Source organism: Duganella fentianensis (genome assembly GCF_964031615.1).
GTDB classification, from domain to species: domain Bacteria; phylum Pseudomonadota; class Gammaproteobacteria; order Burkholderiales; family Burkholderiaceae_D; genus Rugamonas; species Rugamonas fentianensis_A.
Map to the genome: position 1 here is coordinate 40,984 of NZ_CAXIQN010000018.1, position 14,939 is coordinate 55,922.

8 protein-coding genes are annotated in these 14,939 nt (G+C 62.6%); 3 read left to right on the forward strand and 5 right to left on the reverse strand.

From position 1 onward, the window contains the following. Window positions 1-12: 12 nt before the first annotated feature. Window positions 13-777 carry a YoaK family protein gene (locus ABNT42_RS11965; protein ID WP_348697221.1) on the forward strand — a complete coding sequence of 255 codons (765 nt, stop codon included), beginning with the start codon at window positions 13-15 and terminating at the stop codon, window positions 775-777. Here the strand turns inward: ABNT42_RS11965 and ABNT42_RS11970 are convergent. Then, entirely contained in the window at window positions 760-3,822 is a 3,063-nt protein-coding gene (locus ABNT42_RS11970) for a two-component regulator propeller domain-containing protein (protein WP_348697222.1), read from the reverse strand. The two genes, ABNT42_RS11965 and ABNT42_RS11970, sit on opposite strands and share 18 nt — an antisense overlap. 224 nt (window positions 3,823-4,046) lie before the next feature. On the opposite strand from ABNT42_RS11970, the gene ABNT42_RS11975 reads away from it, so the two are divergent. Continuing rightward, window positions 4,047-7,703, forward strand: coding sequence for a response regulator (locus ABNT42_RS11975; RefSeq protein ID WP_348697224.1), 3,657 nt, complete (start codon window positions 4,047-4,049; stop codon window positions 7,701-7,703). Next, window positions 7,700-8,806, forward strand: a complete 1,107-nt coding sequence (locus ABNT42_RS11980) for a two-component system response regulator (protein ID WP_348697226.1) — start codon at window positions 7,700-7,702, stop codon at window positions 8,804-8,806. The genes ABNT42_RS11975 and ABNT42_RS11980 overlap by 4 nt, the downstream gene beginning before the upstream one ends. Before the next feature lie 25 nt (window positions 8,807-8,831). Here ABNT42_RS11980 and ABNT42_RS11985 read toward each other — a convergent pair whose 3' ends face one another. From ABNT42_RS11985 to ABNT42_RS12000, 4 genes are all read right to left on the reverse strand, one after another. Further along, on the reverse strand, window positions 8,832-9,953 hold the full coding sequence (locus tag ABNT42_RS11985; RefSeq protein WP_348697227.1) for a branched-chain amino acid ABC transporter substrate-binding protein: 1,122 nt from the start codon (window positions 9,951-9,953) through the stop codon (window positions 8,832-8,834). A gap of 134 nt (window positions 9,954-10,087) precedes the next feature. Further along, entirely contained in the window at window positions 10,088-11,203 is a 1,116-nt protein-coding gene (locus tag ABNT42_RS11990; protein ID WP_348697229.1) for a glycosyltransferase family 9 protein, read from the reverse strand. An 89-nt stretch (window positions 11,204-11,292) separates the two neighbouring features. After that, window positions 11,293-11,748 (reverse strand): GyrI-like domain-containing protein, encoded by a 456-nt coding sequence (locus ABNT42_RS11995; protein WP_348697231.1) that lies wholly within the window; start codon window positions 11,746-11,748, stop codon window positions 11,293-11,295. Between the two features lie 39 nt (window positions 11,749-11,787). Continuing rightward, window positions 11,788-14,934, reverse strand: a complete 3,147-nt coding sequence (locus tag ABNT42_RS12000; RefSeq protein ID WP_348697233.1) for an efflux RND transporter permease subunit — start codon at window positions 14,932-14,934, stop codon at window positions 11,788-11,790. Window positions 14,935-14,939: the final 5 nt, after the last annotated feature.

The window sequence follows — 14,939 nt, forward strand, 5'->3', positions numbered from 1 at the left end:
ATCGGGTTTTCTATGCCTATGCACTACCTCCGGGCCTTAACCAGCCCGCATCGCACACATCTGAGTAATCGCCATCTGGGCCGCTCGTTGGCCTTCGTCGCTGGTGCCGTGAATGCCGGCGGCTTCTTCGCAGTAGGGCAGTACACTTCGCATATGTCGGGCATCGTCTCTTCGTTGGCCGACGGTGCGGCACTGGGCGATGTGCCGGTGCTGCGCGCTGGCCTGATGTCGCTGCTGTCGTTTGTCTGGGGCGCTGCGTTCTCCACCATCATGGTCAACTGGGGCAAGCGGCGCGGTGCGCAAAGCCAGTTTGCCCTGCCGCTGATACTGGAAGCCATGCTGCTATTAAGCTTTGGTCTGGTGGGCGCGACGCTCGATGCCTCCGGCCACATCGAAGCGATTCTATCGCTGCTGTGTTTTGTCATGGGGCTGCAGAACGCCATCGTCACCAAGATTTCGCGCGCCGAAATCCGTACCACTCACGTTACCGGTCTGGTCACCGATATCGGCATCGAACTGGGCAAAATGCTGTACTGGAATCGCGTCAGCGATGATCCCGCGCTGGAACCGGTGTGTGCCGACCGCGATAAACTGCGCCTGCTGACCTCGCTGCTGGCGATGTTTTTCTGCGGTGGTCTGGCCGGTGCTTTCGGCTTCAAATACATCGGCTACATCGTGACCGTGCCGCTGGCGCTGGCCTTGCTGACGCTGGCCATCATCCCCGTCTACGACGATTGGCAGGCCGTGCGGCGGCGCCAGTCACCCCTCAACTTCTGAAGTCTGCAGCGGCTGACCATATTGCTGGTGCAGGGCCTCTTCGGCCGCCTGCTGCAGTACGCTGGCTTCCTGATACGGGCTGGCGATGCGTGCTGCGACGCTAAAGCGCAGGCTGCCCGCACCTTGTCGTGGCAGGCCGCAAGCTTCCAGACCGCCGCCGATCTGGCGCAGCAGCAGGTGCGCCGCATCGGCATCGACCCCCGGCGCGAGGAAGGCAAACTGGTCGGAGCCGTAGCGGGCCAGCGTATCGCCCGCGCGGTGCATGCAGTGCTTCAGCGTCTGTGCTACCTGCCGCAGGAGTTCGTCGGTGGCGATCTGGCCGTGCAGTTCCTGATACACGTCCAACTGCTGCAAGGCGATCAGGCCCATGGCCAGCGGCTGTTCGTCGCGCGCTGCGCGGCGCCATTCGCGCACTAGCTGGTCATCGAAATTGCGCCGGTTGGCCAGGCCTGTCAGGCTGTCGCTGGCCGACAGGTAGGCCAGCTTGTGCTGGGCCTTGCGCAGTTCTTCATTGCGGTCGGCCAGCAGCGCTTCCAGCTCGCGGGCGCGGGCGCGCCAGCGCCGCATCAGCCAGCGTGCCAGTATGGCGGCCGCGCCCAGCATCAGCACTGCCTGTGCTGCCCGCGCCCAGCCGGTTTCCCATGGTGGTGGCGTGATGGTGACGGGCAGGATGATTTCGTCGCGCGCGGCCACGCCCTTGTTATTCGTGCCTTGCAGGTGGAAGTGGTACTTGCCCGGCGCAAGATTGGTGTAGGTGGCGACCGGGCGGCTGGCGTCGGCTTGCACCGGCTGTTTGTCGAAGCCTTCCAGCCAGTAGGTATAGGCATTGCGGCGCGGTTCGGCGTAGTGCAGGGCGGCGAATTCGAAGGAGATGGTGTTGGCACTCCATGGCACCGTCAGTGCCCGGGGCTGGGTCAGCGTGCCTTCCAGCTGCACGCCTTCCGGTAGCGCACCGTTACCGAGCGAGCGGTTCAGCACACGCAGGTCGGTAATCGCCAGCTGGGGCGGACGCGAAGCGCTGCTGTGGATGGATGGATTGACGGCCGTGACGCCGCTGCTGCTGCCGAAGTAGAGCAGGCCGTCGCTGCTGTTGGCGGCGGAATCCATGTAGAAGCCTTCGGTCAGACCATCTTCCACCGCGTACTCCGTCACCGTCCACGATGCGGGGTCGATCTTGCTCATGCCGGCTGCCGTGGTGACCCAGATAAAGCCGTTTTTATCGGTGCGTATGGCTTCGATCAGGCGGGTACCCAGTTCGCCTTTTTCCTGGATGCGGGTGACGCTAAATTTGCCGTCCTTGCCGGCCACGACGTGGTTCAGACCTTTCGAAGTGCCTATCCACATGCTGCCGTCGGCATCCAGATGCATGGTGCTGACACGGTCGCTACTGAGGCTGGCCGGATTGTTCGGATCGTGCCGGAAGTGGCGGAACTTGCCCGTTACGGGGTCGCGCATATCGAGCCCGCCACCGCGATAGAACTCGCCCGTCCAGACCCGGCCGGCGCGGTCTTCGATCACGGTGGTGGCGCCGTTCACGCTGCGGCTATCGGGGTCTTTCGGATCGTGGGTAAAGCTTTCGGTGGCGCCGCTGGCGGGATCGTAGCGCAGCAGCGCTGCGCCTGTGGCCAGCCATAACACGCCGTCCTTGCCGGGCGCGATAGAGTTGACGAAATTACTGGTCTTGCTGCCGAAGCGTATCACCTTGAACGGGCCGTCCGGTTTATCCAGCCGGTTCAGGCCTTCCGAGGTGCCCACCCACAGCGTGCCATCGGGCGCGTGGTAAGTACTGTAGATGACGTTGGAACTGAGCGCACCCTCGCGCTTCGGAATGGCGCTGTAGGTGCGCACCATATCGCGTTTGACGGGATCGAACAGGGCCAGTCCATCGTCCAGTGCCAGCCAAAGCTGGCCGTTGGCGGCCGCGCCTATGCTGCGCACGAAGTTACTGGATTTGACGAAGTCCGGTTCGATATCGCGCGGCACAAAGCGCTCGAAGCCGTGGTAGCCCAGATTGGCGCGGCTCACGCCATCCGTCAGCGAGCCGACCCACAGGGTGCCGGCGCGGTCGCGCATGGTGGTGTTGATGGCGTCGCTGTTCAGGCTATGCGCATCCTCGGCGCGATGGCGGTAGCTCTGGAACTGGCGCAGTTCGCGGTCGTAGCGTATCAGGCCGGCCGTGCGGGTGCTGATCCAGACGTCGCCGGCGCGGTCTTCATCGATATCCGTCACGCGCTTGGCGGCCACCGGCATCAGCGTGCGCTGCTCCCATGGCTGGCCAAATTTCCACGTGTAGACGCCATCGGCCGTGCCTATCCACAGGGTAGTGGCGCTATCGAAGTAGAGTGCGCGTACATCGTTGGCCTTGGGGTTGGGGCGGGCCGCATCGTCGATGCGGAAGTGCTGGAAGCCGCTGGCGCCGGCGGGCAGATAATCGAGCCCGCTCGGCCAGGTCGAGGCCCACACGCCACCCTTGTTATCCACTGCCACCGCATTGACATCGTTGAATTGCAGGCTGTCCGGGCGGCTTTCTTCGTGCTGGTAGATCAAGAATGCGCCGCTGCGCGGGTCGAAGTGTTGTAAGCCGCCCCACGTGGCCAGCCACATGCCGCCGCGGTTGTCGCTGATGATGCGGCGGATGATGCGGGCATTGGCCGGCCCTTCTTTGGGCAGATAGCGCACGAAACCGTTAGTTACGGGATCGAAGCGCGCCAGCCCTTCATCGGTGCCGACCCACAGTTGGCCTTTTTCATCCTCGAACAAGGAGGTGACGCGGCCGCCGGGCAGGCTGGCGGGATTGGACGGATCGCTGAGAAAACGCACCTGCTTGTGGCCGTCGTGGCGGAACAGGCCGCCCTCGATCGTGCCGATCCAGACGAAGCCCTGACGGTCCTGCAGGATGCTGAGAATGGCGCGGCTATCGGCGCCCAGCGAGTCGACGGCGGTAAACGCCAGCGGACGTGGCGCAGCTACCACGGCTGGTGCGCTAGCGCCAAGCGCCGCCAGCAGTAGTAAAACCGTGGAAATACGTCCCGTATTGCGCAACATTTTCTATCCTCGCGGTGTCAGCCCACCCAGTAAATCACAGAATGGGGCAGGGTGGAAGCGTTTGCAGTGTACTTTTCAGTTATACTCTATTGTCAAATATTCACGCAATGCCAGGCGCAATGGACCGACCAGCAGACGGAAGACCTCAGCCAGCGGCGGCTCTGCCTGTCCGCCCGCTACGGCATTTCCGTAACAGCCTGCACCGGCGTGGCTGGCGTAAATTGATGCTGATACGCTGGGCCGGATTGGCCGTGCTGGTGGCGGCCAGCGCCGTGCTGATCCAGCGTCAGGTAGTGTTTCAGGAGCACAGCCGCGACTTGCGCGCGCGTGCCGACGATATTGCGCGGCAGATCCAGATCGATAGTACCGATGGCCGCGTGATGGGCGGCGCGATTCTGATGGGACTGGTGGAGGACAGCGTCAAGCAGCTGCTGGCGGGCGATATGAGCGCCGACGCCTACCGCCTGCATGTGAATTTCGCTGCCGTGCTGGATCAGTACAACGCTGACACCGTGTTCGTGCTGGCCGGCGATGGCACCACCGTGGCTTATCTCAACAAGGAAGGCAAGGCCATAGGCGTGGGGCGCAATCTGCGCTACCGCCCTTACGTACGGCGTGCGCTGGCAGGGCAGGCGAATGTGTATGCCGCCATCGGCAGTAATTCACATGAACGCGGGTTGTATTTCGCCGCGCCCGTCTACAGCGGTAACTCGCGCGATACCCCCATCGCCGGGGTTTACACCATCAAGATGGCGGCCGCAGAAATCGACCGCATACTCGCGCGCAGCAAAGATCCGGCGCTGCTGCTGTCGCCTGACGGCGTAGTGTTCGCCACCAACCGCAACGAGTACCTGTTCATGGTGAGCGGCCAGATTGCGCCGGCACGCATGGCGCAACTGGAAAAGGAGCGCCAGTTCGGCGATGTATTTGCTGCCACCGGCCCTTTGCAATTACCGTTCGAGACCCGTGGCAGCCTGACCAACATCGATGGCCAGAGCTATGCACTGGCCAATGCTACTTTGAGCTGGCCCGATGATGGTGGCCAGTGGCGCGTGCTGATCCTGCAAGACCGCAGCCAGTGGCTGCCGCTGTGGCACCAGCTGGCGCTGGCGGCCGGCTGCATGGTGGCGGTCTGGCTGTTTGCCATGGTGATGACGGGGCGCAGCCGTGCGGCCGAACATGCGCGCCAGGTGCGCTTCGAGAATGAACGGCGCATGCGCGAAATCACCAACAACCTGCCGGTGGCGGTCTACCAGTTCAAGCTGGATGCGAACGGCCTGCCGCATTTCCGTTTCATGAGTCCCGCCATCACCGCGATCACTGGCCTGCAGGCCAGCGATGTGCTGGCCGATGGCGCCACCTTGTTCGCGCTGCTCGATCCGGAAGGGCAGAGCGGCCTGCTGGCGCAGTTTGCCGATGGCGCGCGCCAGCACTGGTTTGTACACCGGCGTATCGCCTTTGGCGCCGAAGGCGGCCTGTCGCAGCGCTGGGTCGAGCTGCATTGCAGTTGCGTGCACCAGAGCGCCGAGGAAGAAGTGTGGAACGGTTATCTGGCCGATGTTACGGCCGAACACGCGGCGGCGCAGGCGCTGGGCGCGGCCAAGCTGACGGCAGAAGAGGCAACACGCAGCAAGTCGCTATTCCTCGCCAACATGAGCCACGAAATCCGTACGCCGATGAATGCCATCATCGGCATGAGCCATCTGGCGCTGAAGACCGAACTGACGCCGCGCCAGCACGACTACGTGCAGAAAATCCAGCGCGCCGGCCAGCACCTGCTGGGCATCATCAACGACATTCTGGACTTTTCGAAGATCGAGGCGGGCAAGCTGCAAGTGGATAAGCAGCCGTTCGAGCTGGATCAGTTGCTGGAAAATCTGGCTACCCTGATCGGCGATAAAGCCAGCGCGCAAGGGCTGGAACTGGTGTTCGATGTGGCAGCCGATGTGCCGACGGCACTGGAAGGCGATGCACTGCGGCTGGGGCAGATTCTGATCAACTACGCCAACAATGCGCTCAAGTTCACCGAACGGGGCGAGGTAGCCGTAACGGTGCGGGTGCAGAGCCGCGATGCGCAGCACGTGATGCTGCATTTTGCCGTGCGCGATACCGGCATCGGTTTGAGCGAAGAACAGATAGGCCAGCTATTCCAGAGCTTCCAGCAAGGCGATGCCAGTACCACGCGCAAATATGGCGGCACGGGACTGGGGCTGGCGATTTCGCGCAAGCTGGCACACCTGATGGGCGGCGAGACCGGGGTGGAGAGTGTGCTGGGACAGGGCTCGACGTTCTGGTTCACGGCACGGCTGGCCATCGGCCAGACCCAGCGCCCTACGCTGCTGCCATCGCCCGATTTGCGTGGCCGTCGTCTGCTGGTGGCCGATGATAATGCCAGCGCGCGCAGCGTGATTGCCGGCATGCTGGCGAGCATGGGCTTCGAGGTGCAGACGGCGGTCTCCGGCGCGGAAGCGCTGGCCATGGTACGGGTAGCGGCACTGAGCGACGTACCGTTTGAAGTCGTGCTGCTGGACTGGCAGATGGGCGCGCTGAGCGGGGTGGATACGGCCGGCGCCATCCGCGCGCTGGCGCTGGCCGTGCCGCCACGATTGCTGATGGTGACCGACTACGGCCGTGAAGAAGTGATACAGCAGGCGCACAGCGCCGGCTTTGATGATGTGCTGATCAAACCGGTCAATGCCTCCGTGCTGTTCAATACCTTGATCCGCCTGCTGGGTGGAGCGGTGGATGATGCGGCCGAAGCGCGGGTGGCGCCGCTCAGCATGCTGGCCGCGCTGGGCACCATACGCGGTGCGCGCGTGCTGCTGGCAGAGGATAATGAATTGAACCAGCAGGTAGCGGCCGAGCTACTGATGGATGCAGGCCTGCAGGTGGATATTGCCGTGAACGGGTTGGAAGCACTGGCGATGGCACAGCGCGGCGTGTATGAACTGGTGCTGATGGATATGCAGATGCCGGAGATGGACGGGGTAGAGGCCACCCGTGCCATTCGCGCCTTGCCGGCGCTGGTCGATCTGCCCATCGTGGCGATGACGGCAAATGCCATGCAGGCCGACCGCGAACTGTGCCTGCAGGCCGGCATGGTTGATTACATCGTCAAGCCGATCGAACCGGACGAACTGTGGCGCGTGCTGCTGCGCTGGATACCAGTACGCACAGATGCGGTAAGCAGCAGCCCAGCGCAGGCCGAGGTGGCAGCCGAACCCGTGGTGGAATACGCCGCGCCAGCAGAAGCGCCGCTGGCAGCTATCGAGGGGCTGGATATGGTGGGCGGTATGCGCCGCGTGATGGGCCGGCAAGCGCGTTACGTCAGCATGCTGCGCGCCTTCTGTGCCCATCAGGCGGGCGCCGTGCAGCAGATGCGCGCCCAGCTGGAAGCGGGCGACCGTGCCGGTGCCGAACGCAGCGCCCATACCCTGAAAGGACTGGCCGGTAATATCGGCGCCGATGCGCTGCAGTTACTGGCCGACGCGATGGAACATGCACTGGCGCCGGCGCAGACGGGCAGCACCCGTGCGGCCGTGCTGGCGCAGCAGCTGGAACCCCAGCTGGCGCAACTGGCGCAGGTGCTGGCCAGCCAGATCGGCGCGATCGAAGCGGCGCTGCCGCAGGTGGAACAGGCCAGTGCCGTGGACTACACCCCGGCCCAGCGCGCGCAGCTGGTGGGCGAACTGAAGACCCTGCTGGCCGATGACGATGCGCGCAGTGCGCATCTGCTGGATGAACATAAAGCCCTGTTTGCTGACGCGTTCCCGCAGCAGTTTAGCGCGCTGGAACAGGCAATACACGAATTCGATATGGAGCGGGCACTGGAACTGCTGGACAGTGCTAGCCAGACTATAGCCAATAAGGAAAATGCATGAGCATCACCGCACGTAAGCCCGTCATTCTGGTTGTGGACGATACACCGGACAAGCTGACGCTGATGAGCGATCTGCTGTCGGAACAATATACCGTGAAGGTCGCACCCAGCGGCGCCCGCGCGCTGAAGATCGCCCAGAGTGACAAGGCGCCCGATCTGATCCTGCTGGATGTGATGATGCCGGAAATGGATGGCTACGAAGTCTGCCGCCGCATCAAGGCCGATCCCGTTTCGGCCGGGATACCTGTGATTTTCCTGACTGCTAAAACCGAGCGCGAAGATGAACAGATGGGCTTCGATCTGGGTGCCGTTGATTACATCACCAAGCCGGTTAGCCCGCCCATCGTGCTGGCACGGGTGCAGACCCACCTGACGCTGAAAGCCTCGGCTGATTTCCTGCGTGACCAGAACGCCTATCTGGAGCAGGAAGTGCAGCGCCGCACGGATGAAGTGCAGGCGCTGCAGGATGTGACGATACTGATCATGGCTTCGCTGGCCGAGACGCGCGACAATGAAACGGGTAACCACATTCTGCGTACCCAGCACTACGTCAAGCTGCTGGCCGAGTATCTGGCGCCCCATCCGCGCTTTGCTGCTACCCTGACACCGCGCTACATCACCCAGCTATTCAAATCGGCGCCGCTGCACGATATCGGCAAAGTCGGTATCCCTGACCGTATCCTGCTCAAGCCGGGCAAGCTCGATCCGGACGAATTCGAAATCATGAAAACCCACACCACGCTGGGGCGCAACGCCATCGTCCATGCCGAGCAAGGGCTGGGTGTGAGCGTACCGTTCCTGCAGACGGCCAAGGAAATCTGCTACTCGCATCAGGAGAAGTGGGATGGTAGCGGCTATCCGGAAGGGCTGAAGGGCGATGCGATTCCGCTGTCGGCACGGCTGATGGCGGTGGCCGATGTGTACGATGCGCTGATTTCGCGTCGCGCCTACAAGGAACCCAAGAGCCACGAGGAAGCGCTGTCCATCATGCAGGCAGGGCGGGGCAGCCACTTTGACGCCGATATACTCGACGCCTTCATCACGCTGCAGAACGAGTTCCGCGCCATTGCAGCGCGCTATGCCGACGAGGAGCACGTCGCCTGAAACAGCGCGTGCTCCGCAGCGTCTATCAGTAGGTGATGATGGCGCTAGGCTGGCCAGCTTTAAAGTTGAAGATAGTGACGGGCGACTGCTTCATGTCGCCGCGCGCATCGAAGCTGTAATTGCCGGCCACGCCTTTGTATTCGCCACCAGCGATGACGGCGCCTACCTTCAGCGGATCGAGCGAATTGGCCTTCTGCATGGCCTGTGCATACATCATGGTGGCATCGTAGTAGGTGGCTGCGTACACGTCGGCATCCTGCTTGAAGCGCGCCTTGAACTTGCTCTTGAAGGCAGGGCCGGCGGCAGCCTTGTCCAGCAAGGCACCGGCTTGCGGGCACAGCACGTTTTCAGCCACGGCATCGCCACCGAGCTTGCCCATTTCTGCCGTGCAGATGGTTTCGCCGCCTAGCAGGCGTGCATTGATGCCCAGCTGTTTCATCTGGCGTGCCAGCGGTGCAGCCTGTGGCGCATAGCCACCGAAGAAGATGGCTTCCACCTTTTTGGTTTTCAGCTTGGTCAGAATGGCGCTGAAGTCGAACGATTTATCGGTGGTGAACTCGTGGCCCGCCACCGTCATGCCGGCTGCTTTGGCCTGTTTCTTGAATTCTTCCGCCAGCCCCTGACCAAACGCCGTGCGGTCGTCGATCACGGCGACGGTTTTGAGTTTCAGTTCATTGGCGGCGTACAGCGCCATCTTGCCACCGAGCTGGGTGTCGCTGGCATTGACGCGGAAGATACCCTTGTAGCCCTGCTGGGTCAGTTTCGGGTTGGTGGCCACGCTGGCGATCAGCACACCGGCATCGTTGTAGGCGCGCGAAGCGGGAATCGCCACGCCCGAGTTATACGGGCCGACCACATATTTCACACCTTGATCGATCAGCTTCTGGGCGGCTGCTACACCGGCTTTCGGGTCACCCTGATCATCTTCCGATTGCAGCTCGAAGCGGATCTTCTTGCCGGCCACGGTGATAGGCTTGGCATTCAGTTCTTCTACCGCCAGTCGCGCGCCGCTTTCGTTATCCTTACCGGAGAAAGCCTGTGAGCCCGACAGCGGGCCGCTATGGCCGATCTTCACCACGGTTTCCTGAGCCTGAACCTGAGTAGCTGCCAGCAAGGCAGCGGCCAGTGCGATGTGCTTCAATTTCATGTGATCTCCGAGTCATGGTATGGTAAAACGATAGCAGGATTATCGCCAAATTCGGAAAATATTATCGCGTGACTTGGCGGCGTATTGGGGCTTTTTTGCCTGCCCCGTCCTTAAAATAAGGTTTGTAGCCGAATTTAGTTCGGCTGACCGCGCATCCCGAACCAGCTGCGTACATGTTCGGCCACGGTGGCCGGTGCAATCGCCTGCATGCAGGGGCAGGGCACCACACTGCCGCTCTGTTCGAGACGGCGCTCGCCACGGCAGCGCACCTGGCTGTGGATCACGCTGGCCATGGGCCCCAGCGGGCGCCAGCGCTGCACATCGCTGCGGCGTGACTGGAACAGCCCCAGCGTGTGGATGCCCAGCGCGGCGGCCAGATGCAGCGGCCCTGTGCTGCCCGCGACTAGTCCGTCGCACTGGCTGATGAAGGCCATGAATTCCGTCAGCGACAGGCGGCCCACCATATCGGTGACATTGGCCGCGTGGGCGTGGCGCTGCAGTAGCGGCTGCAGGCTGGCCCGATCCTCGGCCGTGCCGCAGATGAACCAGTGCACTTCACGCGGATCGATGCGGGCGATGAGCTCTGCATAGAACTCCAGTGGCCACTGGTGCGAGCGTGCCGTGACCAGCGCCGGACTGAGGATCACCGTGCGGCGACCCTGTGCATAGTGCGCAGGATGCTGCACGGTGGCGGGCAACTGCTGCTCTGCTGGCGTGGCACCGGTGCTGGCCGGAGGCGCGAGGTGGTACAGCGCCGGTATTTCGCTGGCGTCCTTGATGACGATGCCCAGCGGGCGCAGATACTGCAGATCGAGCAGGCGTTTGTTCAGGCCCGAGTTGGGCGAGGAGATCGGCACCAGATGGGTGCAGCGCTGCCAGTTATAGCGGCGGAATAGTGAACCGATACGGATAGGCAGCGCGGCATCATAGGCACATTGCGCTAGCCGGCGACAGGGGTTGACCTGAATGAAGATGTCGGGCCGCACGGCTGCCAGCAGGGCAGTCAGTTCAGCCGCATCTTCCGGTGCTGCAAAGACTTCGTCCACATCGGGGCAGTGGCGTGCGATATCGGCCGTGCGCCGGTTGGTCAGCAGGATGACAGTGCAATGAGGATCGTGCCGTTTGAGGGCAGCGGCCATGGGCAGGCTGATAACCAGATCGCCCAGTTGCGTGGTTTTGGCCAGCATGATGCGCCGGCCCGGTGCCATTGCCGTTGCTGGTAAAGGCTGCAGCTTGCGGAAAAACGCCATGTTCTGAAAAGTCCCTGTACTGGCTGGGAGTATCGCATATCCATGGCGGCTGCTGCACTCCGATTTGTATCAGCTTCTTTACAAGGTACTTACACGGGAATGCAGAGTTCTGCGCGGAAGGCGCCGCTGGCGGGATCGATACTGTAATCAGCCGCATAACGTTCGAAGCAGGGGCCAGCAGGTGCTTTGCCGTCGGCCTGCAGGCGCGCGAAGAAATCGCTCCATGCTGCGCCGATCTGGGCGGCGGTGCCGTGGAATGGCGCCACGGCATAGCTGCCGCCCGCCAGTTCGGTGGCGCGGGCCGGTTCGCGCACGGGGTATTCGGCCGAGACTTCGACGCAGGCATCGTAGCGGCATTCGGCTGCCGGGGTGCTGGCCGGATCGTCCAGCGCTACGCCGTAAGTGACTTTGCTGACCAGCCCCATGGCCTTCTGCCACGGGGTGAAGACTTCCTTCCAGAATTCGCCGAGGGCAGGACCGAACGGCCCTTTGTAGCGCAGATAGACCACCCGTACCGGTGCCAGCTGCTTGATGTCGTATTCCATGTCCTGCCCCTTTGCTACTGTCGTTGTTGGTTAAGCGGTTTAGTGACCACCTCCGCCCACCTGACGCAGCGGCTGTGTAGGCTGGTCCGGCTGATTGTCGTCATGTGGCGCGCGCCGGCGCCGCAGTTTGCCCATCAGTTTTTTCAGCAGATGTTCCAGATCGTCGATGTAGGTGAACACGGCCGGTACTACCAGCAGGCTAAGCAGGGTCGAGGTAATCAGACCGCCGATTACCGTGATCGCCATCGGCGAACGGAAACTCGGATCGGCCCCCAGACCCAGCGCCAGCGGCATCATGCCCGCCCCCATGGCGATGGTGGTCATCAGGATAGGACGGCTACGCTTGTGGCAGGCATCGACCAGTGCCTCGAAGCGGCTCATGCCCGCCTGACGCGCCAGAATAGCATAATCAACTAGCAAGATAGAGTTTTTCGTAACGATCCCCATCAGCATGATCAGACCGATCATGGACGGCATCGACAGCGCACGGCCCGTAATCAGCAGCGCCACGAAGGCGCCGCCGATGGACAGCGGCAGGGCAGCGAGAATCGTCACCGGCTGCATGAAGTCCTTGAACAGCAGCACCAGCACGCAGTAGATGCACAGCACGCCGATCAGCATGGCGATGCCGAAGCTGGCGAACAGCGCGGCCATCTCCTGGGTGTCGCCCAGTTCGGCAATCTTCACCGACGGCGGCAGGTTCTTCAGGGTCGGCAAGGCGCGTGCTTCTTCATTGACTTCGCCCAGAGCCCGTTTGCCCAGCTCCACTTCCAGCGTAACGTTACGGCTGCGGTTCAGACGGTTGATCTGGGCCGGGCCACTTTCCACCGCGATGCTGGCCACGGTGGCCAGCAGTACCGGGCCGTTTTTGCCCGGCACTGTCAGGCGGCCGATGGCATCGAGGTCGGCGCGCACGGCGTCCGGCAGTTTGACGCGGATCGGGATCTGGCGCTCGGGCAGATTCATTTTGGTCAGATCGGTATCGTAGTCGCCGGCCGTAGCGACGCGCACGGTCTGGCCGATGGCCGCTGCCGTCACGCCCAGATCGGCTGCCTTGGCGAAGTCCGGCGTGACGATGATTTCCGGCCGTACTAGCGAAGCGCTGGAGCGCACATTGCCCACGCCCTGCAGGGTACGCAGTTCGCGTTCGGCCTTCTGCGCCGTTTCGGCCAGTGCCACCGGATCTTCACTGCGCAGCACCAACTGCATCTTCACGCCGTTATCGGGCGGACCTACCTTGAAGCGGGCGCCGGGAATGGCGTTGAGTTTGTCGCGGATTTCAGATTCCAGATCGGCCATGGAGGCTTTGCGGTCGTTGCGGTGCACGGTGGTCAGGGTCAGCACGGCGCTGCGTGCTTCGGCTGCAGCACCGGGCGCGAAAGCGTCGCCACTGGAACCGCCGCCGATGGAGCTGAAGACAGATTTGATGCCTTTGACTTCCATTGCAGCGGTACGGGCCCGCTCGGCCACCACGCGGGTTTCGGCCAGCGTGGCACCGGGGGGCAGTTCCAGATTGATCTGGGTCTGCGCACGGTCGGCAGCCGGAACGAAGCCAGTTGGCAGCAGGCCTACCAGCATGATGGAGCCGACGAAGAAGGCCATGGAAGCACTGGCCGTAACCAGACGGTGCTGCAGGCACCAGCGCATCACCTTCATGTAGCGCGACATCAGCCAGCCATCGGCCTGCTCGGTATGGGCGGCAGGTTTGAGCAGATAGGCGGCCATCATCGGCGTCAGCAGACGGGCTACTACCAGCGAAGCCAGTACGGCCACCACGGCAGTCCAGCCGAACTGTTTGAAGAACAGACCGGGAATGCCGCCCATGAAGGCGGTAGGCAGGAATACGGCGACCAGCGCGAAAGTAGTGGCGATCACCGCCATGCCGATTTCATCGGCCGCTTCCATCGCCGCTTCCATCGGGGTTTTACCCATGCGCAGGTGGCGCTCGATGTTTTCGATTTCGACGATGGCATCATCCACCAGTACGCCGACCACCAGTGCCAGCGACAGCAGCGTCACGGTATTCAGGGTATAGCCGAACAGGTAGATGCCGAGGAAGGCCGGCAGCACGGACAGCGGCAGCGCAGCGGCGGCCACCAGCGTAGCGCGCCAGTCGCGCAGGAACCACCACACGACCAGCACGGCCAGTATCGCACCTTCGTACAGCAGCTCCATCGAGCCGCCGAAGTTTTCTTCCACAGGGAAGGCGTTGTCGATCACCTGCTTGAGTTCCACCCGCGGATTGGCCTGTGCCAGTTCTTCGATGGCAGCACGGGCGCCTTTGGCCACTGCCAGTTCGCTGGCACCCTTGGTGCGGAAGATTTCGAAGCCGATCACCGGTACGCCATCCTGCAGCGCGATGGCGCGCGGTTCGGCCACGGTATCGCTCACCGTGGCAACCTGATCGAGACGCACGCGGCGGCCATCGGCCAGCGGCAGTTCTATCGCGCTCAATTCGGCCGCGCTCTTGACGGTGGCAATGGTACGCACGGCCTGTTCGGCGCCGCTCACATCACCACGGCCACCGGGGGCTTCTTTCTGTACCAGTCGTAACTGGCGCGAGACGTCGATAGCGGAGACGCGCAGCGCAGCCATGCGGCTTTCATCGAGCTCGACGCGGATTTCGCGTTTGACGCCGCCCACCCGTTTGATGGCACCCACGCCCGGTACCGCCAGCAGGCGCTTGGACACGGTGTTATCGACGAACCAGCTAAGTTCCTGCGTATCGAGCTTTTCGCCGGCAGCGTTCGAGGCTGCGGCGGTAAAGGTCAGCACCACGCGACCAGCCGTCGAGGCTTTGGTGACGGTGGGGTCGCGCAGTTCGGCCGGCATGTCGGCTTTGACCCGCGCCACTGCGTCGCGCACGTCGTTGACGGCATCGGCGATCTGCTTTTCAAGGATGAATTCCACCGTGGTGGTGGAGACGCCATCGAGCACGGTGGTGTAGATGTTTTTTACGCCTTGCAGGGTGGCGACCGAATCTTCGAGCTTGCGTGCGACTTCGGTTTCCAGCTGGGCCGGTGCACTGCCGTCCAGCGTGGCGGTAATGGTGACGATAGGCAGTTCGATGTCAGGAAAATCCTGTACCGGATTGGCTTTGTAAGCCATCATGCCGGCCAGCGAGAGCAATGCAAACAGCATGATCGCCGGTATCGGGTTCTTGATGGAGAGTGAAGAGAAATTCATCGGGA

Excerpts from the sequence above, each read along its gene's own strand:
- ABNT42_RS11965 (WP_348697221.1), top strand. The coding sequence starts at position 13 with ATGCCTATGCACTACCTCCGGGCCTTAACCAGCCCGCATCGCACACAT.
- ABNT42_RS11970 (WP_348697222.1), bottom strand. The coding sequence starts at position 3,822 with ATGTTGCGCAATACGGGACGTATTTCCACGGTTTTACTACTGCTGGCG.
- ABNT42_RS11975 (WP_348697224.1), top strand. The coding sequence starts at position 4,047 with ATGCTGATACGCTGGGCCGGATTGGCCGTGCTGGTGGCGGCCAGCGCC.
- ABNT42_RS11980 (WP_348697226.1), top strand. The coding sequence starts at position 7,700 with ATGAGCATCACCGCACGTAAGCCCGTCATTCTGGTTGTGGACGATACA.
- ABNT42_RS11985 (WP_348697227.1), bottom strand. The coding sequence starts at position 9,953 with ATGAAATTGAAGCACATCGCACTGGCCGCTGCCTTGCTGGCAGCTACT.
- ABNT42_RS11990 (WP_348697229.1), bottom strand. The coding sequence starts at position 11,203 with ATGGCGTTTTTCCGCAAGCTGCAGCCTTTACCAGCAACGGCAATGGCA.
- ABNT42_RS11995 (WP_348697231.1), bottom strand. The coding sequence starts at position 11,748 with ATGGAATACGACATCAAGCAGCTGGCACCGGTACGGGTGGTCTATCTG.
- ABNT42_RS12000 (WP_348697233.1), bottom strand. The coding sequence starts at position 14,934 with ATGAATTTCTCTTCACTCTCCATCAAGAACCCGATACCGGCGATCATG.